Source organism: Streptomyces actuosus, assembly GCF_016921115.1.
In the GTDB taxonomy this organism is placed as follows: Bacteria; Actinomycetota; Actinomycetes; order Streptomycetales; family Streptomycetaceae; genus Streptomyces; species Streptomyces actuosus_A.
The window spans coordinates 1-23,677 of sequence record NZ_JAFFZS010000058.1; the positions used below are offsets into that span (position 1 = coordinate 1).

Annotated in this window: 19 protein-coding genes and 1 pseudogene; 8 read left to right on the forward strand and 12 right to left on the reverse strand. The window is 70.6% G+C overall.

Annotated features, from left to right (window positions below; all coding sequences use genetic code 11):
• Positions 1-647 precede the first annotated feature (647 nt).
• Positions 648-842: pseudogene (locus JS756_RS34310) on the forward strand (alpha/beta hydrolase); the annotation flags it as partial.
• 539 nt (positions 843-1,381) lie between these two features.
• On the opposite strand, the gene JS756_RS34315 reads toward JS756_RS34310, so the two are convergent.
• The 3 genes from JS756_RS34315 to JS756_RS34325 all read right to left on the reverse strand — a co-directional run bounded on the left by JS756_RS34315 (position 1,382) and on the right by JS756_RS34325 (position 3,015).
• Positions 1,382-1,714, reverse strand: a complete 333-nt coding sequence (locus JS756_RS34315; protein ID WP_205387193.1) for a winged helix-turn-helix domain-containing protein — start codon at positions 1,712-1,714, stop codon at positions 1,382-1,384.
• Entirely contained in the window at positions 1,711-2,151 is a 441-nt protein-coding gene (locus JS756_RS34320; protein WP_205387194.1) for a hypothetical protein, read from the reverse strand. The genes JS756_RS34315 and JS756_RS34320 overlap by 4 nt, the downstream gene beginning before the upstream one ends.
• 333 nt (positions 2,152-2,484) lie before the next feature.
• Positions 2,485-3,015 carry a YbjN domain-containing protein gene (locus JS756_RS34325; protein ID WP_205387195.1) on the reverse strand — a complete coding sequence of 177 codons (531 nt, stop codon included), beginning with the start codon at positions 3,013-3,015 and terminating at the stop codon, positions 2,485-2,487.
• A 210-nt stretch (positions 3,016-3,225) separates the two neighbouring features.
• On the opposite strand from JS756_RS34325, the gene JS756_RS34330 reads away from it, so the two are divergent.
• Positions 3,226-3,663: a hypothetical protein gene (locus tag JS756_RS34330; protein WP_205387196.1), complete on the forward strand. Its 438-nt coding sequence runs from the start codon at positions 3,226-3,228 to the stop codon at positions 3,661-3,663.
• 63 nt (positions 3,664-3,726) lie between these two features.
• Here JS756_RS34330 and clpB read toward each other — a convergent pair whose 3' ends face one another.
• Entirely contained in the window at positions 3,727-6,330 is a 2,604-nt protein-coding gene (gene clpB / locus JS756_RS34335) for an ATP-dependent chaperone ClpB (protein WP_205387197.1), read from the reverse strand.
• 759 nt (positions 6,331-7,089) lie between these two features.
• Between clpB and JS756_RS34340 the strand changes: the two genes are divergently transcribed.
• Positions 7,090-7,503, forward strand: coding sequence for a pyridoxamine 5'-phosphate oxidase family protein (locus tag JS756_RS34340; RefSeq protein WP_205387198.1), 414 nt, complete (start codon positions 7,090-7,092; stop codon positions 7,501-7,503).
• Positions 7,504-7,668: 165 nt separating this feature from the next.
• Here JS756_RS34340 and JS756_RS34345 read toward each other — a convergent pair whose 3' ends face one another.
• Complete coding sequence (locus JS756_RS34345; RefSeq protein WP_205387199.1) at positions 7,669-8,007, reverse strand: Rieske (2Fe-2S) protein; 339 nt, start codon at positions 8,005-8,007, stop codon at positions 7,669-7,671.
• A 277-nt stretch (positions 8,008-8,284) separates the two neighbouring features.
• Between JS756_RS34345 and JS756_RS34350 the strand changes: the two genes are divergently transcribed.
• A complete protein-coding gene (locus JS756_RS34350; protein WP_205387200.1) occupies positions 8,285-9,322 on the forward strand; it encodes a helix-turn-helix transcriptional regulator in 1,038 nt (345 codons plus the stop codon).
• A gap of 85 nt (positions 9,323-9,407) precedes the next feature.
• Positions 9,408-10,397: a helix-turn-helix transcriptional regulator gene (locus tag JS756_RS34355; RefSeq protein ID WP_205387201.1), complete on the forward strand. Its 990-nt coding sequence runs from the start codon at positions 9,408-9,410 to the stop codon at positions 10,395-10,397.
• Here the strand turns inward: JS756_RS34355 and JS756_RS34360 are convergent.
• Positions 10,360-11,385, reverse strand: a complete 1,026-nt coding sequence (locus JS756_RS34360; protein WP_205387202.1) for a helix-turn-helix transcriptional regulator — start codon at positions 11,383-11,385, stop codon at positions 10,360-10,362. The genes JS756_RS34355 and JS756_RS34360 overlap by 38 nt on opposite strands.
• A 326-nt stretch (positions 11,386-11,711) precedes the next feature.
• Here JS756_RS34360 and JS756_RS34365 point away from each other — a divergent pair, with 326 nt between their 5' ends.
• Positions 11,712-12,299: a DUF4352 domain-containing protein gene (locus tag JS756_RS34365; RefSeq protein ID WP_205387203.1), complete on the forward strand. Its 588-nt coding sequence runs from the start codon at positions 11,712-11,714 to the stop codon at positions 12,297-12,299.
• 90 nt (positions 12,300-12,389) lie between these two features.
• Here the strand turns inward: JS756_RS34365 and JS756_RS34370 are convergent, their stop codons facing one another.
• On the reverse strand, positions 12,390-13,496 hold the full coding sequence (locus JS756_RS34370) for a substrate-binding domain-containing protein (RefSeq protein ID WP_205387204.1): 1,107 nt from the start codon (positions 13,494-13,496) through the stop codon (positions 12,390-12,392).
• A gap of 255 nt (positions 13,497-13,751) precedes the next feature.
• Between JS756_RS34370 and JS756_RS34375 the strand changes: the two genes are divergently transcribed.
• Positions 13,752-15,584, forward strand: a complete 1,833-nt coding sequence (locus JS756_RS34375; RefSeq protein ID WP_205387205.1) for a fibronectin type III domain-containing protein — start codon at positions 13,752-13,754, stop codon at positions 15,582-15,584.
• Positions 15,585-15,669: 85 nt separating this feature from the next.
• Here the strand turns inward: JS756_RS34375 and JS756_RS34380 are convergent, their stop codons facing one another.
• From JS756_RS34380 to JS756_RS34400, 5 genes are all read right to left on the reverse strand, one after another.
• A complete protein-coding gene (locus JS756_RS34380; protein ID WP_205387206.1) occupies positions 15,670-16,143 on the reverse strand; it encodes a heat shock protein transcriptional repressor HspR in 474 nt (157 codons plus the stop codon).
• A gap of 5 nt (positions 16,144-16,148) precedes the next feature.
• The gene (dnaJ, locus tag JS756_RS34385) at positions 16,149-17,315 is read right to left on the reverse strand and encodes a molecular chaperone DnaJ (RefSeq protein ID WP_205387207.1); all 1,167 of its coding nucleotides are present in this window, start codon (positions 17,313-17,315) and stop codon (positions 16,149-16,151) included.
• 66 nt (positions 17,316-17,381) lie between these two features.
• Entirely contained in the window at positions 17,382-18,032 is a 651-nt protein-coding gene (gene grpE, locus JS756_RS34390; RefSeq protein ID WP_205387208.1) for a nucleotide exchange factor GrpE, read from the reverse strand.
• Positions 18,032-19,876: a molecular chaperone DnaK gene (gene dnaK / locus JS756_RS34395; RefSeq protein WP_205387209.1), complete on the reverse strand. Its 1,845-nt coding sequence runs from the start codon at positions 19,874-19,876 to the stop codon at positions 18,032-18,034. Before dnaK ends, grpE begins: the two co-directional genes overlap by 1 nt.
• A gap of 94 nt (positions 19,877-19,970) precedes the next feature.
• Positions 19,971-21,014: an MraY family glycosyltransferase gene (locus JS756_RS34400; RefSeq protein WP_205387210.1), complete on the reverse strand. Its 1,044-nt coding sequence runs from the start codon at positions 21,012-21,014 to the stop codon at positions 19,971-19,973.
• A 224-nt stretch (positions 21,015-21,238) separates the two neighbouring features.
• Here JS756_RS34400 and JS756_RS34405 point away from each other — a divergent pair, with 224 nt between their 5' ends.
• Positions 21,239-23,521, forward strand: a complete 2,283-nt coding sequence (locus tag JS756_RS34405) for a (Fe-S)-binding protein (protein WP_205387211.1) — start codon at positions 21,239-21,241, stop codon at positions 23,519-23,521.
• Positions 23,522-23,677: the final 156 nt, after the last annotated feature.

Genomic DNA, 23,677 nt, shown 5'->3' on the forward strand with positions numbered 1-23,677 from the left:
CGTGGTCGTCGCCGTGAGCGTCCTGGCGCTCGGAATGGCGGTGATCTGGCGGAGAGCTGAGCGTGCAAGGCGCCGGCTTGACTGATCTGATCGCTCAACCGGTCCACAACTATTGACAATTACTCCTTGAGCTGCTCCCATTCCTCCCACGCCATACGCGCTCCCTCCCCGTGTCTTGATGGTGCGTCGAGCGGATGTGAACCAGTGACCACAGCTGTGGTGGCCGAGGCGCACCGTAACGCCCGCACACCACGTGCCCCATCCGCATTGGCCACCAGGGCGTCTGAGTATCTGTACTCAGACGGAACCCGGGCATCGATCGGACAGCATGACGCTGTCGACGTGCCCGGAGACGCGTACGAAACCGGCGTGAAACCTGTCGGCGTGTCGGTGAATCGACCGGTGGCGGGCGCGAAGTTTGGTAGTGCAGCCGCGGGTGCCCGACGCCTGCGGACAACAAGAACCACGAGCGCGACTCAGAGGTGTACGACAGCGCCGATGCCCAGCGAGCCCCAGGAGGTGGTGTCGTCCTTGGGCGCGGTTGCCGTCGCGGCGCAGGGGTCGTCCTTTGTGGGAGTGTCGGTGCCTGCGGTCTCTGAGTTCTGAGGGTCGCGCGCGTGACGCGGAGAAGGGTGCGCCTGCATACAACTCGTCTCGTGGGCGCGGCCACCCAGGAGCCCGGAGGAATCCCCGGGGCTGATGACATCATCCTCGTTGGAAGCCCTGGCACAGGTGTCAACCATGCAGACGATCTTGGCGTCGGAAAGAATCACGTGTTCGTGGGCGCGGCCGAGAACGACCCCGTCAGCCACCTGCCGTCGAGGAAGGAGGCCGTGGCAGGAGATCACGTCGGTGCGCGGAACAGCGCCGACATGCCGGCAGTCTTCGCGACCGCTCCGGACGGCTTCGAGATCAGCCTGGAGTTCGGGTACAAGGGTCAGGCAGGATTCCACATGACCTCCCCGTGCGTCCTCGAGTCGGAGGTGACCGAAGCACCCAGGAAACCCCTCGAGCCGGGCTCTCCGGAATCCAAGGGGCTCCCCCACGTGCATTCCGGCTTCTGGTCGGCGAGCGCGCCGATCCCCTCGGCATCGTCGGCGGCATCAGCGGGCGAAGGGTGATCCGACCTTCGTCCTCGACGAGTTCGGCCCGGTCGGGATCCTTCTCGTCCCGGGCTCGTTCCGGCCGGGACGCACACATCCCGACCGGGTACCGGCCACCCCTCACCGCACCCCGGAGTGCGCTGCAGCGCGGCTGCTACACACCGTCGGCGGTGATCACTCGTAGGGTGCCGACCTCGGAAAGGCGGGCGACACACATACACCGGCCGCACTCACGTCGATCCGCGCCACCCGCCCCGACGGTGCACAGGTCCGCGTGATCAGGTGGGCTCCTCGGCTGTCGCGCCGGCGCGTTTCGCGGTGGCGACGATCTCCTCCAGCGCCGCCAGGTGGGTCTCCAGGGCGCGCAGGCCCTGCCGGGTGAGGGCCACCCAGGTGCGGGGGCGCTTGCCGACGTAGCCCTTGCGCACGGTGACGTAGCCGAGCTTCTCCAGGGCCGAGACCGTCTTGCTGGTCACCGAGTCGGAGATGCCGCAGTAGTCCCTCAGCACACCGAACTCGGTCTCCGTGCAGGAGGACAGGTAGGCGACGAGGGCCAAGCGCGTGGGGTGGTGCAGTTCCCGGTCGAGGGAGGGAGGCGGGGTGCCGGTCATGCGGACTCCGTCCGGGCGACGCGCCGCCAGAAGTCGAGGGCGCAGACGAGTCCGAGGGCGACGAGTGCGCCCGTGAGGCCGTACGGGATCGCCACCAGGGCGCCGACGGCGATCGTGGCGGCCGGCACGACCAGGACCCGCCAGGCGGCCCGCCCCTCGTACCGGAGTCTCGGAAGGCTCCCGCCATGCCGGACGCCCCTCCACATCAGGACCAGGAAGGCGACGCAGGCGAGGAGACCGAGGGCCGTCAGCGGCGCTGCCCCCTCCTCGTGCGCCCCGGCGAGCCCGAGGGCGGCGCATTCGACGGCGCACGCGGCGCCCTGTGCGAGCACGAGGCCGCGCGGGACGGTCTGGGCGACGCGGGCGGCGGCCTGGGCGGTCCGGGCCGCGTGCAGCGCGGCGGCCGCGTCGGTGGCCGAAGGGTCGTGATCGGTCATGGTGTGTCTCCCCGTGGTGGCGTGGGCGGCGGACGCAGGCCCGCGTGGGTGTGCGCCGCCGCCCCGTGACCTCCAACAGTGGCAAGTACTTTCCATGCCGGCAAGTACTTGCCGAGAAAGGAAGAACGCCCGCATCCCCGGTCGGACCGCCCGGGAACACCGGCCGCAGGCTGTGGACGAAACCCCGCGCCCCACCACCTCGCCGCGCCGGGAAATGCCAGAGCCCGGCCCGGCACGCGACCGTGGTGGTCGGTGCCCTGGCCGGGCTCCGTGGGCTTCGGCGCGGGTCCGGTCGTGATCGTGCACGCGCCGCCGCGAGAGCCGGGCGGCGGACTACTCGTCGCCCTCTTCGGGCTTCTCTGCCTCGTTGACCTCCTGCTCCAGACCGAGCTGCTCCACGAGCCAGCGGTCGAACTCGATCGCGGCCCGCACCCAGCTCACCGTCGAGGAGACGAAGAACTCCAGGTTGACGCCCGTGCCGATCAGCATCTGCGCCTCACCGATGAGGCGGACGGTGCCGTCGTCGTGGGTGTGCGTGTAGACCTTCGGCCACAGCGTGCGGCGGTTCCAGTCGTCGACGGACTCCAGCAGCTGCGGCTTCTCGTCGATCTGGTGGGGCCGGTCGTAGAACGTCCGCACGGAGAAGACCTGCTGGTCGCCCTCACCGCGGAACATGAAGTACGTACGGAACTGCTCCCACGGAGCAGCGAGGTCACCTTCCTCGTCGATGACGTACTTGAGCTCCATCTGGTCCAGGAGCTGCTTCACAAGATCCTGATCCGGGACGACGGGGCCCGCCGGTCCTTGGGGCTGCGGCTCGGGCTGGCCCCCGAAGTTCGGAATCGAGGACGGGTCGATGCTCACCGTGTATTTCCCTTCGTACGGATTCCGCCATCCTCCCTCACCGGGGGAGGGGGGAAGCAAGCCCAGGCGTGCCCTGTCAGCCGTCGGCTGACATGATCTGGCCGGTCGGAGGCCACACCGGGACGGGAGCGGGGCGGGCGTATGACGGGGACGGCGACGAGAACGGTGCCGGCGCGGACCGCGGCGCCGGGGCGGACGAGGTGGTCGGTGGTGGCGGCGATCCTCGCCCTGCCGCTGCTGATCCTGGCCGGCCTGGCCGCGCTGGCGGTGCTCTTCCTGATCTCCGACGACGCGCTCGGCGGCAGCTCCGAGAAGGTGCCGTGCGCCGACGCGCTCGCCTTCGGCGGGGCGCGGCTGCCGGCGGGGGCGTACGACGCCGACTGCCGGGTGGAGTCCTGGCTGGACACGCACTACGCCGGCACCTTCCGCATGCCGCGCGCGGAGGTCCGAGGCCGGCTGACGGGCCTGTCCCCGCAGGGGGCGGAGCCCGGCACTGCGGGGTGCGATCACGGAGTGGACCTCTGTCTCGAACTCGGCGTCGAGAACGGCGGGCTCCCGGCGGGCGCCGAGGCCCACGCCGTGACGGCGAACGTGACGTACGAGGACGCGACCACCGCCCGGGTGCGGTGGTCGGCGTTCACGACGTGACAGCCGGCCCGCGGCCGGGACGGGCACGGACCGGCGCACCGGCGAGCCCGTCCGGTCGCGGCGCTACAGCGTCTTGCCGGTGGCCGGCACGGGCCCGACGATCAGCCCGTCGCCGTGCGTGTCCACGCGGACCGTGTCGCCGTCCTTGACCTCGCCGGCGAGGATCTCCCTGGCCAGCCGGTCCCCGATGGCCGTCTGCACCAGTCGGCGCAGCGGGCGCGCACCGTAGGCGGGGTCGTTGCCCTCGTCGGCGAGCCAGGCCAGCGCCTCGGGCGTGATCTCCAGCGTGAGCCGCCGCTCGCCGAGCCGCTTGGCCAGCCGGTCGATCTGGAGCTGCGCGATCCGTCCCAGCTCGTCCTTGCTGAGGGCGGAGAAGACCACGAGGTCGTCCAGCCGGTTGAGGAACTCGGGCTTGAAGGACGCCCGCACGACCTCCAGCACCTGCTCCTTCTTCTCCGCCTCTGTGGTCAGCGGGTCGACCAGGAACTGGCTGCCCAGGTTGGACGTCAGCACGAGGATGGCGTTGCGGAAGTCCACGGTCCGCCCCTGACCGTCCGTCAGCCGACCGTCGTCGAGCACCTGCAGGAGGATGTCGAAGACCTCGGGGTGGGCCTTCTCGACCTCGTCGAGCAGGACGACGGAGTACGGTCGCCGGCGCACCGCCTCGGTGAGCTGGCCGCCCTCCTCGTAGCCGACGTACCCGGGGGGCGCGCCGACGAGCCGGGCGACGCTGTGCTTCTCGCCGTACTCGCTCATGTCGATGCGGACCATGGCCCGCTCGTCGTCGAAGAGGAAGTCCGCCAACGCCTTGGCCAGTTCGGTCTTGCCGACCCCGGTCGGGCCGAGGAAGAGGAAGGACCCCGTGGGCCGGTCGGGGTCGGCGATCCCGGCCCGCGAGCGCCGCACGGCGTCGCTCACCGCCCGCACGGCCTCCGCCTGGCCGATCAGCCGCTTGCCCAGCTCGTCCTCCATGCGCAGCAGCTTCTGCGTCTCCCCCTCCATCAGCCGCCCGGCGGGGATGCCGGTCCAGGAGGCGACGACGTCGGCGATGTCGTCGGAGCCGACCTCCTCCTTGACCATGGTGTCCTTGGCGACCTCCTCCTCGGCGGCGGAGGCGGCCCGGAGCTCCTTCTCGACGTCCGGGATCCGGCCGTAGAGCAGCTTGGACGCGGTGTCGAAGTCCCCGTCGCGCTGGGCGCGTTCGGCCTGTCCGCGCAGGTCGTCGAGCTTCTCCTTGAGCTCGCCGACCCGGTTCAGGGACTGCTTCTCCTTCTCCCAGCGGGCGTTGAGTCCGCGCAGTTCCTCCTCCTTGTCGGCGAGGTCCCGGCGCAGCTTGTCCAGGCGCTCTCGGGAGGCCGGGTCGGTCTCCTTGTCGAGCGCGAGCTCCTCCATCTTCAACCGGTCCACCGCGCGCTGGAGTTCGTCGATCTCGACGGGCGAGGAGTCGATCTCCATCCGCAGCCGGGACGCGGCCTCGTCGACGAGGTCGATGGCCTTGTCGGGCAGGAAGCGGGAGGTGATGTACCGGTCGGACAGGGTCGCGGCGGCGACCAGCGCGCTGTCGGCGATCTGCACCTTGTGGTGGGCCTCGTAGCGCCCCTTGAGCCCGCGCAGGATCGCGATGGTGTCCTCGACGGACGGCTCGGCGACCAGCACCTGCTGGAAGCGGCGCTCCAGGGCGGGGTCCTTCTCGATCCGCTCCCGGTACTCGTCCAGGGTGGTGGCACCGACCATGCGCAGCTCGCCGCGGGCGAGCATGGGCTTGAGCATGTTGCCGGCGTCCATGGCGGAGTCGCCGCCAGCGCCGGCGCCCACGACGGTGTGCAGCTCGTCGATGAAGGTGATGATCTGCCCGTCGCTGTCCTTGATCTCGGCGAGGACGGTCTTCAGCCGCTCCTCGAACTCGCCGCGGTACTTGGCGCCGGCGACCATGGCGCCGAGGTCGAGCGCGACGAGCCGCTTGTCCCTGAGGGACTCGGGCACGTCACCCTTGACGATCCGCTGGGCCAGTCCCTCGACGACGGCGGTCTTGCCGACGCCGGGCTCGCCGATCAGCACGGGGTTGTTCTTGGTGCGTCGGGACAGCACCTGCACGACCCGGCGGATCTCCTGGTCCCGCCCGATGACGGGGTCGAGCCGGCCCTCGCGGGCCGCGGCGGTGAAGTCGGTGCCGAACTTCTCCAGGGCCTTGTACTGCCCCTCGGGGTCGGCGGTGGTGACCCGCCGGCCGCCCCGCGCCTTCTGGAAGGCGTCCAGCAGCTTCCCGGCGGTGGCGCCCTGACGGGTGAGCACGTCCCCGGCGCCGCCGCCCTTGCCGGCGATGCCGATCAGCAGGTGCTCGGTGGAGAGGTACTCGTCGCCGAGCTCGCGGGCCTTGGCCTGGGCGTCGGCGATGACCGCGAGGAGCTCACGGTTCGGCTGCGGGGGCGCGACGGTGGAACCGGTCACGCTGGGCAGCGAGGCGAGTACCTTCTCGGCCTCCGCGCGCACGGCCGCCTGGTCGGCGTCGACGGCGGCGAGCAGGTCGACGATGTTCTCGTTGTCCTGCCCCTGGAGCAGAGCAAGGAGCAGGTGGGCGGGGGTGAGGTCGGGATTCCCTTCGGTCACGGCGCGCTGGCTTGCGGCGTTGATCGCGTCCCGGCTCCGGTTGGTCAGCTCGGCGTCCACGTTCGTGTTCTCCTCCTAGCGTGAGCTGTCGGCCTCGTCACTCCAGTACTGACTCAGTCAAGGTACATAAAGTTGAGTCTATTCCACTCAAGGTGCGGACGGGAGCCCATGACCCGACCGGACCGGATCCCGGGGCCGAGAGGCCCGATGATCCGGGACCACCGGGACCGCCGCCATCACCACCGGGACCACCGTCACCACCGGGACCACCGTCACCACCGGGACCACCGGGACCACCGGGACCACCGTCACAACCAGGACCGGCGGGACCGGCGGGACCACCGGGACCGGCGGGACCACCGGGACCGGCGGGACCGGCGGGACCGGCGGGACCACCGGGACCGGCAGGACCGTTCGGCCCCGCCCACAGCCCACCCACCCCCGGCAGCACCGCCCACCCCCTGCGACACGGAGGAACCGTGGCGGCGCACCGGACCGGCGGCCCGAGCGCCGCACCCCCGGGCCCGCCCGGAACCCCCGGGCCCGCCCGGAACCCCCGGGCCCGCCCGGAACCCCCGCGCCGGGGCGCTCCGCGCCCACCCGGACGCATCCCGGAGCGGACCGGGACATGACCGGAAACCGACCCCCGACCGCACCGGATCCGGCCGGAAATCGCCCTGCCGCGCCGGCTCCGGCCGGCCCCCGCACCGGCGCTCCCCGCCCCGGCCCGCCCCCTCCGCGCCCGGATCCGCGGGCCTGTCGCCGACATGGCCGATACCCCTCCCGTTCCCCCGCGCCACATGGGCTAGGTTCCACCCCATGGCCGCATATCCCCAGGATCCGGGCGCGCCCGACGCGCCGTACCTCGCCTTCTGGCGCGAGAGGCATCTCTGCACGCTGACGACCCTGCGCCCGGACGGCTCGCCGCACGTCGTCCCCGTGGGTGTCACCTACGACCCCGGGGCTCGGCTGGCCCGGGTGATCACCGACAAGGGGAGCGCGAAGGTCGCCCACGTCCTGGCCGCGGGACCGGACGGTGCGCGGGTCGCCGTCTGCCAGGTGTCCGGGCGCCGCTGGGCCACGCTGGAGGGCCGCGCCTTCGTCCGCACCGAGCGCGAGCGGGTCGCCGAGGCGGAGCGGCGCTACGCGGAGCGGTACGAGAGGCAGCCGTCGCCGAATCCGGCGCGCGTGGTGATCGAGATCGAGCTGGACCGCGCGACGGGGCGCGGCTGACACCATGCCACCCACCTCGACCGCGGGCGGCGGACACGCGAGCCGGCCGACGGCCCGTTCCCGGACATGTCCACACAAACTACAGCGGCGTCACCGTGTTCAGGTCACGGTGACGCCGCTGCGGGGGGAAGCGCCTGAGCGATCTTTTACGACGGGGGAATCGCGTCAGGCACTGCGGGGGGTGGCTGAGATGGTTCGGGGGGCGGTGGGGGCCGCCGGCTCGGCCAGCTGGTGCTCGCGCTGGTCGAGATTAACGAAGATCATTCCGTACCGGATGGCACATCGCACCGGCTGCGGCGCCCCCCGAGGTCGCCGCAGACATCGGTACGCCCGCACGTCTCCGTCATCGTCGAGGGTGACGACGACCGGCTCACCGAACACGGTCACCATCAGCGAGTCACCGCTGTGGGGGATGGCGGTGACCAGGTCGATGAAGTGCCAGCCGGAGCGATAGGCGGTGGCCATTTCTCGCCGGAAGGATCGGTCGTCGGGTGGTGTGGTCATCGCGATCAGTCCCACGACGTGTCGTCGGTGTGATCGCCGCCGACACTCACCGCAACAGAACTCGTGTCCGCTCGCACGTCACTCGACTTGCTGGCGAGGCCGCTCACAGTGCCGAGAACCGCGACGGCGGAGAGAGCAGCGGCAAGTACCGAGCGAAGCATTCTCTTACGCATGGTCGGCTTCGTCCTCACTCGATGGTCTCCTCTTCCCCCGTCCGGTAAGACGATGGCTCATTCAGGCACGTCATGGCCACACAATCGATGCATCATGTTCCTGCATGTTCAGGACCCTGGGGGGTGGAGAATTGGGGACAAAAGGTACGCAAGTTGTGCATCCCCACCCGATAACCGATCTGTGCGACGAAGGCAGTCGCCTCTACGCCCATGCCCTGCGCACCGGACGAATCGCGCGCTCCGACGTGGAGTCGGCTCCGTGTCTCATGGAGTACGCCCTGCTGCACCCGGACCCCGACGACGGTAACTGGTTGCGCCCCGTCCCCCCGTCCGTCGCACTGGCCCAGCGCCTGCATCCCATCGAGCGGGAGATCACGGAACGCAGGCGGCTCTCCATCGAACTGGCCGATGTTTTCGAGCCGTTCATGGCTGCGAGCGCCCAGGGCGCGGCGGCGACCCATGCCATCAGCGTGCTGGAGGGCAAGGACAGGATCAACGCGGCGCTCAACAACGCCGTGTCGGAGTCGCAGACGGAAGTGCTCACGGTGCAGCCCGGCGGCCGGCGCCTGGAGGCCAACCTGATGAAGGGGCTGGAGCGCGACCGGCCCCTGATCGAACGGGGGGTGCGGCTGCGCACGCTCTACCAGCACACCGCGCGGCACAGCCCCGAGACGCTCGCGTACGTGGAGCAGATAGCGGACGGCAAGGTCGAGGTGCGCACCATCGACGAACTCGTCGAGCGCCTCATCATCTGCGACGAGACCGTCGCGTTCATCCCCACGCGCGACGACCGGCAGGTGGCCCTGGAACTGCGTCATCCGGGCCTGGTCCGCTACCTCATCAAGGTGTTCGAGTTCATGTGGAGCCGCGCCGTCCCGCTGAACGCGGGCGCCCCCTACGAGACGGCCCCCGACGGCATCACGGACATCCAGCACTCCATCGCCAAGCTCCTGGTGGAGGGCCACGTCGACGAGGCCATCGCCCGCCGCCTCGGCATGAACGTGCGCACCTGCCGCGCCCACATCGCCAAGCTGGCGCAGGTCCTCGGCAGCGGCAGCCGGGCCCAACTCGGCTACCTCATAGCCCAGTCCGGAATCCTGGACCAGGACCAGCGGGTGCCGGAGGGAGAGAGCGGCCCATGACGGCGAGGCTGCACGACCACGGCGTGGAGCAGCTCCCCGCGCGAAGACGGTCGGGGATCCTCGAACAGGAGGGAGGCGCCGGCGCATGAGACCGGCAGCGCATCGGGAACACGGCGTGGAGGACCTGTGCGCCGCCGGCACACGGCTGTACGAACGGGCCCTGCACGAGGGGCGGATCCCCGGCCCCGACGCCGAAGCGGCCCCCTGCCTGCTCGACTTCGGCCTGTTGCACCCGTCCGTCGAGGACCTGCACTGGCTGGAGCCCGTCCCGCCCGCCGTCGCCCTCCACCGGCTCCTGCGCACGTCGGAGGCCCGGATCGCGGAGGAGCGGAGGCGGGAGGCCCGCCTGACCGAGGAGTTCGAGCGGCTCATGCGGGTCGACAGCCGCCGCGGGGCGGTGGCGGACGCCCCCGCGCTCCGGGTCCTCAGCGGCACGGCCCGCATCAACGGGGCCATCACCGAGGCGATGGACGAGGCCCGCCAGGAAGTCCTCTGCGTCCAGCCCAACACCCACTACAACACCGCGCGGGGCGCCGAGGCCCAGGTGGTGGCCATGTCCCGCGACCAGGCCCTGCTGGACCGGGGCGGCCGGATCCGCACCCTGTACCAGCACACGCAGCGTCACATGCCCCTCGTCCACGCCCGCTACGAGCAACTGCGCGGCGACGTCGAGGCCCGCACCCTGGACGAGGTCACCGACCGCCTGATCCTCGTCGACCGCACGGTCGCCTTCATCCCCGCCGGCGACGACGGCCTGCTCGCCCTGGAGATCCGCCACCCCGCCGTGATCTCCTACCTCGTCACCGCCTTCGACCGCCTGTGGCGCCTGGCCACCCCCATGCACCCGCAGGCCGTCCGGCAGCCCACCCTCAACGGCGTCACCCCCCGCCAGCGCGCCATAGCGGCCCTCCTCGTCGAGGGTCACACCGATGCCGTCATCGCCGATCGCCTCGGCATGAACGTCCGCACCGCCCGCGTCCACATCGCCAAGCTCGCCGCCACGCTCGGCAGCGACAGCCGCGCGCAACTCGGCTACCTCATCGGACGGTCGGGGATCCTTGATCAGGGATCGTGAGCCGGGTGGGTGTGTGGACGTCCAGGCCGGCCTGGGCGATGCGGACGCCCAGCTGGGTGCGGCTGGCCGCGCCCAGCGTCTCCGACAGGCGGGCGATGTGGGCCCGGCAGGTGCGGACGCTGATGCCCAGGCGCTCGGCGATGACGGCGTCCTGGTGGCCCTCCGCGAGCAGGGCCGCGATGGACTTCTCGCGGTGCGAGATGCCCTCGATGCCGGTGTCCGGGATCGGCGCGGCCAAGGGGATCGCCAGGCGCCACAGGCGCTCGAAGACGGTCACCAGGTAGGAGATCAGCGCCGGGTGCCGCAGCTCCAGCGCCATCGTCCGGTCGCTGTTGGCCGGGATGAAGGCGACCGTGCGGTCGAAGAGGATGAGCCGGTCGATGACCTCGTCCAGGGTGCGCGCCTCCACGGCGTCGCCCATCAGCTCCAGGTAGGTGAGCAGGCCCTGGCCGTGCCGGGCCACGTGGTTGTACAGGTCGCGCATCCGCACGCCCCGGCCGCGCAGGGCCAGCGCCCGGTGCAGTCCTTCGGTCAGTTCGTGCTCGCGGCGGATGCCGCCCGGCTGCACGGTGAGGACCTCCGTCGTGCAGGCCGCCGTGGCCTCGTCCATCGCGGCCTGGATGCGGGACAGGCCGTCCAGGACGCGGATCGCCGCGCCCTCCGCGGGGGCCGTCCCCAGTTGCCGGCCCAGGCCCGCGTACCACTCGAACGCGGCCACCGCCGTCCCCACCCGCCGCTGGCTCGCGGTGACCTCGTCGTAGACGCCGCGCAGCAGCCGGGTCATGACCTCCTGTGGTGCGGTGGGCACCAGGAAGTCCATGTCGTCGGGGTCGGGATGCAGCAGGGCCAGCTCCAGCAGGCACGGCACCGGCTCCGCGTCCCGGCGCGACACCCGGCCCCGCCGTACGGCCCGGGAATACACGCGATCCCCGGCTTCGCACAGTCGGTCAGCACCGTGTGGATGCTCATCCGTCCCGTGCCCGGTCATCGCCCATCCCACCCCCGCTGTCCGCTGCTTCCGCAGCGCAACTATGCGCGGACAGGGCGTGGTCCGCAACACGGCTCCCCGCCGCGAGACCGTCGGAAACCACCGGTTCGACCGGCTATCTCCCGGCCTCCGCCCCGGCCGCTGCAACAAGCTGACGGTGGTGCGCCACCCGCGCGTGGTACATCGTGTCGACGGCTTCCCCCCGGGCCCCGATGCCCGACCCCCCTCCGGGTACCGGACGTCCGGCGTGCCCCGGCGCGGGCGCCCTCCGCCCGGCCGGGGCACGGCCCTCCCCTTCCGGGCGCCGGACCCCGACAATGCGGGGTATGCGTCCGAAGGCACTGTGCGCGGCGGCGGTGGCGGCCCTGGCCGTCCTGCCGCCCTCTCTGACGGCTTGCGACGGGGGCGCCGGCCGGCCGGCAGCGCCGGCCACTCCGATGCCCGCGCCCGCCGCTCCGGTGCCCGCGCAGGCCTCTCCGACCGCCTCCCGCCCGGTCGGGGACGGCCACTTCGTCTTCACCGTGCTGTCCCTGCGCTGCGGGCTGCCGGCGGTGTCCGGGACCCACAGCGAGGCCCAGCCGGACGGGCAGTTCTGCTCGGTCCGGCTGCGGGTGCGCAACGCCGACCCCGGCTTCCACACCTACGTCGCCGCCCGGCAGCGCCTCCAGGACGCCGACGGCACCCGGACCGGCCCCGACCCGTTCGCGATGGCCGTACGCCGCCAGCACGAGACGGTGGAGATCGGCGGCCACGATCTGATCGAGGTCGAGGTCTGGTACGACGTCCCCAGGGATGCCCGCATCACCGGCGTGCGGGTGTCCGGGGACCGCGATCCGGCCGGCTACCTCAGCAGCGAGACGGTGGCGTACGACCCGCAGGGCGTCCTCGTGCCCGGCGTCCCGGCCGTCGGCTGACCGGCCCGCCGGCGGCGCCCCGCACCGGGGGCGAGAGCGCGCCGCCGGGGGCTGGCCGGGATGCGGGTGCGATGCAGGCGCGCGGGCGGGCTACTTCAGCTTCAGCGCCGCGCAGTCGGCCTCGTACTGGGCCGTGCAGATCTCGGAGACCTTGTAGATGCCGTCGGCGACCACGGTTTCCTTGATGTTGCTCTTGGTCAGCGCCACGACGGTCACCAGCTGGGCCGGGATCTTCTTGTTCGTGGGGCTGTCGACGTGGTCGTCGGCGAGGGCGGCGAACTGGATGTCGTGGCCCTGCACCTTGGCGACGGCCATCTCGGCGGCGGCCTCGGCCTCGGCGGGGTAGGACTTGTAGACGCTCATGTACTGATCGCCGGAGATGATGCGCTGCACCGCGGCCAGTTCGGCGTCCTGCCCGGTGATCGGCGGCAGCTCGGTGACGCCCGCGGCGTGCAGGGCCTTGATGATGCCACCGGCCATGGCGTCGTTGGCGGAGTAGATGCCGCGGATGTGCGAGGCGCCGATCTCGCTGATCGCCTGGACCATGTTGGCCTGGGCGTTCTTCGGGTCCCAGTCCTTGGTGTCGTAGGACCGGGCGATGCTCACCTTGCCGGACAGTTCGGACTCGGCGCCCTGCTTGAACTGCTTGGCGTTGGGGTCGGTGGGCGACCCGTTCATCATGACGATCTTGTAGGAGGTGTCGGCGTCCGAGCCCAGGGCGTCCAGCAGGGTGCGCGCCTGGACCTCACCGACCAGCTCGTTGTCGAAGGAGACGTACGCCTCGATCGGACCCTCGGCGAGCCGGTCGTAGGCGATGACCGGAATGCCCGCGTCCTTGGCCTTCTGCACCATGCCCGCGACGGCGTGCGAGTCGACCGCGTCCAGCAGGATGACGTCGACCTGGTCGTCGATCATCTTCTGGATCTGGCTGGCCTGCTTGTCCGCGTCCTGCTCGGCGTTGGCGTACTCCACCTTGCCCTTGTTGTTGGTGAGCGAGGCGACCTTGGCCTTGATGATGGGGTAGTCGAACTTGTCGTAGCGGGTGTTGACGTTCTCCGGCAGCAACAGGCCGACCGTGACGTCGTCGCCCTTGGTCGGGCTCGCGTCCGCCCCGTCGCTCGTCGCGTTCAGCACACCGCAGCCGGCGAGCGAGAGGGTCATGGTGGATGCGACCACGGACAGGGCGATACGGCGCATTCGGGGACTCACTTCAGGTACGTGACGGCGGGGCGCGCGGCGCGCCCACGTGACTGAAAAGACAACGCGGCGACGCCGTCCGGCGTCAAGACCAAGCACTTAACGAGATAACAACATCACGCTCCGCTTCGCCCGTGAAGGTCCCGCGGAGGCGTGCGAACCCGGGTTTGACCTTTCTTTACAACCATTCCTCTTGCTTGCGTGTCGTGATCACATACGGGGCCCGTCCCCGCTCCGATCCGACCAGAGGACCGCATGAACCCAGCCAAAATCGCGACCGTCGTGGCGCTCGTCTCCACGGGCGGCCTGCTGACGGCCGTCCCGGCGGCCACCGCCGGCCTGCCGTCCGCCGGCAGCGACCTCCGCCTGACCGCGACCGACGACCAGGACACGGGCGCGGCGTCCGCCGCGGACGGCGGGACCCCCGCGTCGGCGTCCGGCACCGCGCCCGACGCCGCGTCCGCGTATGCCCCTGTATCCACCTTCAGTTCCGTTTCCTCACCGACGTCCCCCTCGGTCTTCACGGGCACGTCCGCCTTCACGTCGACGTCCGCCCTCTCGGGCACGACCTCGACCTGGGCCGCGTCGACGACGCCTCAGCTGAGGGCGAAGGGCGACCTGGTGGCCTTCTACGCCGGCCAGGTCAAGCTGTTCTGGCCCGCGAGCGCGGACGCGGCCGGCTACCGGGTCTACCGGAGCCCGGCGGGCGCCGGGCGCTGGACCGCCATCGCGACGACGGCCGCCACGCGGTACACCGACACCACGCTGCCCATGACCGGCGCGTCGTACGACTACCAGGTGCACCCGTACGACCGCGCCGGGCACGAGACGGGCGTCTCGGCGACCCGGACGATCACGACGGCGTCCCGGAACGACGAGCCGCCCGCCGCACCGAAGGGCGTCGAGGACAACAAGGCCACCGGCCCGGTGTCCCAGCTGACCCTGCGCTGGGACGCCAACACCGAGCCCGACCTGGCCGGCTACCGGGTGTACCGGTCCACGAGCAGCACGGTCGAGCTCACCGAGGCCAACCTGCTGACCACGGTGTCCAGCAGCTCCTACACCGACGAACCGCCCCAGACCGGCGCCGCCTTCTCCTACGTCGTCACCGCCGTCGACAACAACGGACACGAGTCGGCCCCTTCGGGCACGGCCCGGTACGACACGTACGACACCACGGCGCCCAGCGCGCCCGCCATCCGGACCCCGGACACGTCGGGCAGCAACCTGGTGATCAAATGGACTGCCGTGGGGGGCGCGGCGGTGTACCGCGTGTACCGCGCCACGAGCGCGGACGGCCCCTTCAGCCGGATCGCCGAGACGTCGCAGACGTCGGCCGAGGACACCTCGACCACCGAGGACGTCCAGTACTTCTACCGCGTGACCGCCGTGGACTCCGCGGGCAACGAGTCCAGGCCCTCGATGACCATCAGCGCCTACGGCCCGGACATCGTCGCGCCCTCCCCCGTCACCGGGGTGACCGTCACCCCGACCGAGTACGGCTTCGAGCTGCACTGGGACGCCAACCCGGCGAAGGACCTGAAGGGCTACAACATCAAGCGGGGTGAGCTCACGACCGACGGCGACGTCAGCGTCTGCCGGCTCTACGGCGGCTACTGGGTCGGAGCCGACGCCACCTCGTACGCCTACCCGCATGTCGCGGACGGCGAGACGACGTGCTTCATCGTCGACCCCTATGACGACGACGGGAACTCCACGTTCGAGACGACGCGCGAGGCGCAGATCGTCGTCGCGACGGCCCTCGACCTGAGGCCGAGCGTGCAGACGCCCTCGGGATCGCCGCTCCGGCTCGACGCGTCCGACCTGACCGGCGGGTACGGCAACTCGCTGCACTGGTTCGGCCTCACGCAGGCCGACCCCGAGCAGGCGGGAGGCTATCGCGTCTACCGCTGGAACCGTGAGACCTCGTCGTACGAGGTGATCGCCGAACTCCCGAGCGGAACGTCCGACTTCGTCGACAAGGACGCGCCGCTGGGCACGAGCAACTTCTACTGGGTGACGGCCGTGGACGCGGAAGGCCGGGAGACCGCCCCCGCGGACAGCTCCGTGGCCAACGTTCCGGCATGAGAGAGAAGGGGCCCGCGGGTTCGGTCGAACCCGCGGGCCCCTTCGGGCAGTTGCGCGCGGCTCCGGCCACACGGCTGACGGGACGTCAGTCCGTTGGAGGCTGCTGCCGTTTGGGGCGCCACACGACCAGGGCGCTGGTCTGCTGGACCTCCTGATAGGGCACCAGGTCGCGGCGGTAGGAGGCGTGGACGGCGGCCTCCCGCTGCTGCATCGCCGCCGCCGCGCCGTCCAGGGCCGCCTGGAGTTCGGCGACACGGGACTGCAGGGCGACGACCTGGTTCTCCAGTTCGATGATCCGCTTGATACCGGCGAGGTTGATGCCCTCGTCCTGCGACAACTGCTGCACCTGGCGGAGCAGTTCGATGTCGCGGGCCGAGTAGCGGCGCCCGCGGCCGGCGGTGCGGTCCGGAGAGACCAGGCCCAGCCGGTCGTACTGGCGCAGCGTCTGCGGGTGGAGACCGGAGAGCTGGGCCGCCACCGAGATGACGTAGACCGGGGTGTCCTCGGTCAGCTGGTACGGCGGAAAACCCCCGCGCTGGCGGGGACGACGGCCTTCCATCTCTCTCAGTCTCCCTTCGCGGCCTCGAACAGCTCCGCACGCGGGTCCTCGCCCGCGGTCGCCTCGCGATACGCCTCCAGTGCGTCACGAGCCTTCCCCGACAGGTCCCCCGGAACACTCACCTCGACGGTGACCAGCAGGTCACCGCGCGTGCCGTCCTTGCGGACCGCGCCCTTGCCCCGCGCGCGCATGGTGCGGCCGTTGGGGGTGCCGGGCGGCAGCTTCAGCGTCACGGCGGGTCCGCCGAGGGTCGGCACCCTCACCTCGCCGCCGAGCGCGGCCTCGGTGAAGGTCACCGGGACCGTCACCGTGAGGTTGTCACCCTTGCGGCCGAAGACGGAGTGGGCGGTGACGTGGACGACGACGTACAGGTCGCCCGCGGGGCCGCCCCGCTCACCGGGAGCGCCCTTGCCGCGCAGCCGGATGCGCTGTCCGTCGGAGACCCCGGCGGGGATGCGCACCTGCATCGTGCGGGAGGACTTGGCCCGGCCGCTGCCCTTGCAGACCTCGCAGGGGTTCTCCGCGATCAGGCCGCGCCCCTTGCAGTCCGGGCACGGGTCGGTCAGCGAGAAGCCGCCACCGGTACCGCGCGCCACCTGCCCGGTGCCGACGCAGGTCGGGCACACGCGGGGCGTGCCGTTCTTGTCGCCGGTGCCGGAGCAGACCTTGCACGGTGCCTGTGAGGACATCCGCAGCGGGACCGTGGCGCCCTCTATGGCCTCGGTGAAGGAGAGCGTGACCTCGGACTCGATGTCCTGGCCGCGGCGGGCCTGGGTGCGGGTGGCGCCCGCACCGCCCCGGTTGAACAGGCCGCCGAACACGTCGCCGAAGCCACCGCCCGCGGTCTGGGTGCCGGCGCCGCCCCCGAAGAGGTCGCCGAGGTCGAAGTTGAAGGAGCCGCCGCCCCCGCCCGGACCCGGGCGGAAGCCGCCGTTGCCGAACAGGGCGCGGGCCTCGTCGTACTCCTTGCGCTTCTTGGGGTCACCGAGGACGTCGTTCGCCTCGGAGATCTCCTTGAACCGCTCCTCGGCCTTGGCGTTGCCCTTGTTGGCGTCCGGGTGGAACTCGCGGGCGAGCTTCCGGTACGCCTTCTTGATCTCGGCCTCGGTGGCGTCCTTGGGGACGCCGAGGACCTTGTAGTAGTCCTTCTCGATGAAGTCCTTGGTACTCACCCTCGACGTCCCTCCTTCCCCTCGGTTCTCCCGGCCCTCTCGGGCCTCTCGGTGACGTCGATCGCGTCAGCCCTCGTCCGGGCCACCGTTCTCCTTGTCCTCGGCCGACTCGGACGCGGACTCCTCGGCCTTGACGGTCTGCGTGCCCGGCTGCGGTTCGGCGACGGCCACCCGCGCGGGGCGGATGGTGCGTTCGCCGATGCGGTACCCGGGCTGCAGGATCGCCACGCAGGTCGTCTCGGTGACGTCCGGCGCGTACGAGTGCATCAGGGCCTCGTGGATCGTCGGGTCGAAGGGCTCGCCCTCCTTGCCGAACTGCTGGAGCCCCATCTTCGCCGCGACGGTCTCCAGCGATTCGGCGACGGACTTGAATCCGCCGACGAGTTCGCCGTGGTCCCGTGCGCGGCCGATGTCGTCGAGCACGGGCAGGAGCTCGGTCAGGAGGTTCGCCACGGCGATCTCCTTGACCGCGATCCGGTCGCGCTCGACGCGGCGGCGGTAGTTCTGGTACTCGGCCTGGAGTCGCTGGAGGTCCAGGGTGCGCTCGTTGAGCGCCGTGCGCACCTGGTCCAGCTGGGCCACCAGGCCCGCGTTCTCGTTCGCGTCCCCGGCCGGGGCCGCCCCCTCCTCGGAGGCGGCCTTCGACTCGGCGTCGTCAGCGGTCGCGCCGGAGGGGACGTCGGGCTTCTCCTCGAAACCCGGGGTCTCCTCCGTCATTACGCGGCACCGTCCTTGCGCTCGTCGTCGACGATCTCGGCGTCCACCACGTCGTCGGCGTCACCGGTGGGCGCACCGCCCGCGGCACCGTCGGCGGCGCCCTGCGCGGCCTGGGCGTCGGCGTACATGGCCTGGCCCAGCTTCTGCGAGACGGCGGCGACCTTCTCGGTGGCGGTGCGGATCTCGGCGGAGTCCTCGCCCTTGAGCTTGTCCTTGAGCTCGCCGACGGCGGCCTCGACCTCGGTCTTCACCTCGCCGGGAACCTTGTCCTCGTTGTCCTTGAGGAACTTCTCGGTCTGGTAGACCAGCTGCTCGCCCTGGTTGCGGGCCTCGGCGGCCTCGCGGCGGCGGTGGTCCTCCTCCGCGTACTGCTCGGCCTCCTGGCGCATGCGGTCGACCTCGTCCTTCGGCAGCGAGGAGCCGCCGGTGACGGTCATCTTCTGCTCCTTGCCCGTGCCCAGGTCCTTGGCGGTCACGTGCATGATGCCGTTGGCGTCGATGTCGAAGGAGACCTCGATCTGCGGCACGCCGCGGGGGGCCGGCGGCAGTCCGGTCAGCTCGAACATGCCGAGCTTCTTGTTGTACGCCGCGATCTCGCGCTCGCCCTGGTAGACCTGGATCTGCACGGACGGCTGGTTGTCCTCGGCCGTCGTGAAGATCTCGGACCGCTTGGTCGGGATCGTGGTGTTGCGCTCGATGAGCTTGGTCATGATGCCGCCCTTGGTCTCGATGCCGAGGGACAGCGGGGTGACGTCGAGCAGCAGGACGTCCTTGACCTCGCCCTTGAGGACACCGGCCTGGAGCGAGGCGCCGATGGCGACGACCTCGTCCGGGTTGACGCCCTTGTTGGCCTCCTTGCCGCCGGTCAGCTCCTTGACGAGCTCGGCGACGGCGGGCATGCGGGTCGAGCCGCCGACGAGGACGACGTGGTCGATCTCGGACAGCTGGATGCCGGCGTCCTTGATGACGTTGTGGAACGGCGTCTTGCAGCGCTCCAGCAGGTCCGCGGTCAGCTGCTGGAACTGGGCGCGCGTGAGCTTCTCGTCCAGGTGCAGCGGGCCCTCGGCGGACGCGGTGATGTAGGGCAGGTTGATCGAGGTCTCGGTGGACGAGGACAGCTCGATCTTGGCCTTCTCGGCGGCCTCGCGGAGGCGCTGGAGGGCCATCTTGTCCTTGGACAGGTCCACGCCGTGGCCGGCCTGGAACTGCTTGACCAGGAAGTCGACGATGCGCTGGTCCCAGTCGTCACCACCGAGGTGGTTGTCACCGTTGGTGGCCTTCACCTCGACGACACCGTCGCCGATCTCCAGCAGCGAGACGTCGAAGGTGCCGCCGCCGAGGTCGAAGACGAGGATGGTCTGGTCGTCCTTGTCGAGGCCGTACGCCAGCGCGGCGGCGGTCGGCTCGTTGACGATGCGCAGGACGTTCAGACCGGCGATCTCGCCGGCCTCCTTGGTGGCCTGGCGCTCGGAGTCGTTGAAGTACGCCGGGACGGTGATGACCGCGTCGGTCACCTTCTCGCCCAGGTAGGCCTCGGCGTCCCGCTTCAGCTTCTGCAGGATGAACGCGGAGATCTGCTGCGGGTTGAAGTCCTTGCCGTCGAGCTGGATCTTCCAGTCGGTGCCCATGTGGCGCTTCACCGAGCGGATGGTCCGGTCCACGTTGGTCACCGCCTGGCGCTTGGCGACCTCGCCGACCAGCACCTCGCCGTTCTTGGCGAAGGCGACGACGGACGGCGTGGTCCTGGCACCCTCGGCGTTGGTGATGACGGTGGGCTCGCCGCCCTCCAGAACGCTGACGACGGAGTTAGTCGTGCCCAGGTCGATGCCGACCGCACGTGCCATGGTTGATTCCTCCAGCTGACTTGAGTGGAACAGGCTCAAGTGTGCACGACCCGTCCCGCTCGGTCAACAGACCTGAGTCGACACGACTCAAGTCTTATCCGTTCCTTACGCGCAATGGCGTGCTGGCCTGCGGAGACGCAGCCGGTGCGGGCACCCGCGGCTGCCGACGAGGCCCGTACGGATGGACGTGCAGCAGGCCGCCCACGACGGCGAGGACCCCGCCCGCCACCCAGAACACCGCACCGGCGCCGACCCAGCCGCTGTGCACCAGGACCCCGGCGAGCACCCCTCCCGACGCCCCGGCGCCCAGCAGGACGACCACGCCCCGCGGGGCGACACCCAGGCGCCGCAACCGGTGCGCGAGGTGGTCGGGGCCGCTCTGCAGCAGCGGCCGTCCCGCGCGCCGCCGGGAGACGACGACGAGGACGACGTCGGCGACGCCGAGCGCGGCGAGGGAGAACAGCACGGCCGCGGTCGGGACCGGGCCGTACCCGGCGCGGGTGAGGACGGCCGCAGAGGCGAGCACGAAGCCGGTGAACAGCGCCCCGCAGGCGCCGAGCGCGGTTCGCGCGGGGGGCCAGTTGTGCATGAGGAACCCGGTGAGGGCCGCCGCCAGCACGCTCAGCAGGACGGCGAGCCCGTCCATCACCTCCACCGCCGCACAGGCGGCCGCCCCGAAGGCAGTGACCGCCCCGACGGTGCCGGCCAGGGCGTCCGCATGGTCGAGGGAGCGGAAGGCGAGGGTGGCGCAGACGATCCAGCCGACGGCGAGCAGCCCGCCGGCCAGGCCGGTCTCCTCGTACGGCACCACGCACGCCGCCGCCACCGCCGTACCGGCCGCCAGGAACCGCGCCCTGAGCCGCCACACGTCCGCGGCGAGGCCGAGGGCCGCGACCGCGGCCCCCGCCACCAGCAGGGCACCGACCCCTTCCCCGAGGCGGACCGCCCCGCCGAGATGGCCGGCGACGGCCACCCCGCAGGTGGCGAGGACGACAGCGACGCCGCCGAGGAGCGGCAGGGGCCGCGAGCGGCCCCGGCGGGCGGTGACGCCGAACCGGAGGGCGGGCACCCGGAGCAGGGCGGCGAGGACGGCGGACAGCACAAGGGCGGCGATGGCAGCGGCGATCCCGTAGAGCACGGATATAAATTAGTGGCGAATGTACCAATTTCATGCGATTAACACGAACGGAACGCCCGCCACTTTCAGTCGGGCGCCAGCCGGGCGCCATGAGGTGACCCTCAGCGACACAGATCACCGCACGCCTGGCTACAGTGCGGCAGGGGATGAGGGTAGTCTCGTACGGACTGCATAAGTTACCGCTTAGTAATGTCGCTCGACTCGAGGCCGCCTCAGGAGCCCCAATGCAACTCGCCGCGATCATCGTGTCGCTGGTCCTGATCGTGGTCGGCGCGGCACTGTTCGGCCGCGCCCTCCTCCAGATCTGGAACTTCATGCGGCTCGGCCAGCCCGTGCCCGCCGGTTCCCGGACCGACAACCCCGCCCAGCGCACCGTCACCGTGATCAAGGAGTTCCTCGGTCACACCCGGATGAACCGCTGGGGTCTCATCGGTGTGGCGCACTGGTTCGTGGCAGTGGGCTTCTTCTCGCTGCTGCTGACGATCGTCAACGCCATCGGCCAGCTCTTCCAGGCCGACTGGCTCCTGCCGGTCATCGGTGAATGGACGCCGTACAACGTCTTCGTCGAGTTCATCGGCACGATGACGACCGTCGGCATCCTCGTCCTGATCGTCATCCGCCAGCTCAGCAAGCCGAACAAGCCCGGCCGCAAGTCCCGCTTCGCCGGCTCCAACTTCGGCCAGGCCTACTTCGTCGAGGCCGTCATCCTCATCGTCGGCGTCTGCATCTTCATGCTGCACGCCCTGGAGGGCGCCCAGCACCACGTCGACGGCTACGAGGCCTCGTTCTTCATCTCGTACCCGGTGGTCGACCAGCTGGAGGGGATGGACGTCTCCACCCTCCAGAACCTCACCTACTTCTTCGCCGGCCTGAAGATCGCCACGTCCTTCATCTGGATGATCACGGTCGCGCTGAAGACCGACATGGGTGTGGCCTGGCACCGCTTCCTGGCGTTCCCGAACATCTGGTTCAAGCGCGAGGCGGACGGCGGCACGGCGCTGGGCGGGCTCCAGCCGATGACGTCCGGCGGCAAGCCGATCGACTTCACCGACCCGGGCGACGACGACGTCTTCGGCGTCTCCCAGGTCGAGCAGTTCTCCTGGAAGGGCCTGCTGGACTTCTCCACCTGCACCGAGTGCGGCCGGTGCCAGTCGCAGTGCCCCGCCTGGAACACCGGCAAGCCGCTCTCCCCGAAGCTGCTGATCATGTCGCTGCGGGACAACGCCCACGCCAAGGCGCCGTACCTGCTCGCGGGCGGCGGCAGGACGATGGAGGGCGAGGAGAAGGCGTCCGAGGAGCAGCTGGCCGGCGTGCCCGCCGCGGCGCTGACCGAGGCCGAGCGCCCGCTGATCGGCACCGCCGAGGAGAACGGCGTCATCGACCCGGACGTCCTGTGGTCCTGCACCACCTGCGGAGCCTGCGTCGAGCAGTGCCCCGTCGACATCGAGCACGTCGACCACATCGTCGACATGCGCCGCTACCAGGTCATGATCGAGTCGGCGTTCCCGTCCGAGGCGGGCACGATGCTCAAGAACCTGGAGAAGAAGGGCAACCCCTGGGGCCTGGCGAAGAAGCAGCGCCTGGAGTGGCTCAAGGAGGTCGACTTCGAGGTCCCGGTCGTCGGAAAGGACATCGAGGACCTCTCCGAGGTCGAGTACCTGTACTGGGTCGGCTGCGCCGGCGCCCTGGAGGACCGCGCCAAGAAGACCACCAAGGCCTTCGCCGAGCTGCTGCACATCGCGGGCGTCAAGTTCGCGATCATGGGCGGCGACGAGAAGTGCACCGGTGACTCCGCCCGCCGCCTGGGCAACGAGCCCCTGTTCCAGGAGCTCGGCATGGAGAACGTGATGGCCCTGAACACGGCGTTCGGCGAGGAGCTGGACGACGAGGGCAAGGTCACCGAGGAGTCCCGCAAACCGAAGTCGGCGAAGAAGATCGTCGCGACGTGCCCGCACTGCCTCAACACCCTCGGCAACGAGTACCCGCAGCTCGGCGGCGACTACGAGGTCATCCACCACACCCAGCTGCTCCAGCACCTCGTCGACGAGGGCAAGCTGATCCCCGTCACACCGGTCGAGGGCATCATCACCTACCACGACCCGTGCTACCTGGGCCGCCACAACAAGATCTACACGCCGCCGCGCGAGATCATCGGCAAGGTCCCGGGCCTGCGCAACGAGGAGATGCACCGCCACAAGGAGCGCGGCTTCTGCTGCGGCGCCGGCGGCGCCCGGATGTGGATGGAGGAGCGGATCGGCAAGCGCATCAACAACGAGCGCGTCGACGAGGCCCTCTCCCTCAACCCGGACATCGTCTCCACCGCCTGCCCGTTCTGCCTCGTCATGCTGACCGACTCGGTCAACGGCAAGAAGAACGACGGCAAGGCGAAGGAGTCCATCCAGGTCGTCGACGTCGCCCAGCTGCTGCTGGACTCCGTCAGGACGCCGGTCGACCCGGCGGGCGAGTCGGAGACCGAGCCGGCACCGGAACCCGAGCCGGTGCAGTGACGGCCTGACGGCCCCACCTCTCGCACACGACGGCGCCGCCCTGCCTCAAGCAGGCGGGTCTATCGATCCCCGCAACACCCTGGAGTTCAGGGAGTTGCGGGGATCGTGGATTTCGGGGTGCTGAAGGCGAGGTTCTTCGAGGCGCCGGGCGAGGAG

Bases quoted from the DNA above. Each gene is read 5' to 3' on its own strand.
- JS756_RS34375 (WP_205387205.1), top strand. From the start codon at position 13,752: ATGAACCCAGCCAAAATCGCGACCGTCGTGGCGCTCGTCTCCACGGGC.
- JS756_RS34340 (WP_205387198.1), top strand. From the start codon at position 7,090: ATGGCCGCATATCCCCAGGATCCGGGCGCGCCCGACGCGCCGTACCTC.
- dnaK (WP_205387209.1), bottom strand. From the start codon at position 19,876: ATGGCACGTGCGGTCGGCATCGACCTGGGCACGACTAACTCCGTCGTC.
- JS756_RS34320 (WP_205387194.1), bottom strand. From the start codon at position 2,151: ATGACCGATCACGACCCTTCGGCCACCGACGCGGCCGCCGCGCTGCAC.
- JS756_RS34350 (WP_205387200.1), top strand. From the start codon at position 8,285: ATGTTCAGGACCCTGGGGGGTGGAGAATTGGGGACAAAAGGTACGCAA.
- JS756_RS34315 (WP_205387193.1), bottom strand. From the start codon at position 1,714: ATGACCGGCACCCCGCCTCCCTCCCTCGACCGGGAACTGCACCACCCC.
- JS756_RS34380 (WP_205387206.1), bottom strand. From the start codon at position 16,143: ATGGAAGGCCGTCGTCCCCGCCAGCGCGGGGGTTTTCCGCCGTACCAG.
- JS756_RS34365 (WP_205387203.1), top strand. From the start codon at position 11,712: ATGCGTCCGAAGGCACTGTGCGCGGCGGCGGTGGCGGCCCTGGCCGTC.
- JS756_RS34355 (WP_205387201.1), top strand. From the start codon at position 9,408: ATGAGACCGGCAGCGCATCGGGAACACGGCGTGGAGGACCTGTGCGCC.
- JS756_RS34370 (WP_205387204.1), bottom strand. From the start codon at position 13,496: ATGCGCCGTATCGCCCTGTCCGTGGTCGCATCCACCATGACCCTCTCG.
- grpE (WP_205387208.1), bottom strand. From the start codon at position 18,032: ATGACGGAGGAGACCCCGGGTTTCGAGGAGAAGCCCGACGTCCCCTCC.
- JS756_RS34360 (WP_205387202.1), bottom strand. From the start codon at position 11,385: ATGACCGGGCACGGGACGGATGAGCATCCACACGGTGCTGACCGACTG.
- JS756_RS34345 (WP_205387199.1), bottom strand. From the start codon at position 8,007: ATGACCACACCACCCGACGACCGATCCTTCCGGCGAGAAATGGCCACC.
- JS756_RS34405 (WP_205387211.1), top strand. From the start codon at position 21,239: ATGCAACTCGCCGCGATCATCGTGTCGCTGGTCCTGATCGTGGTCGGC.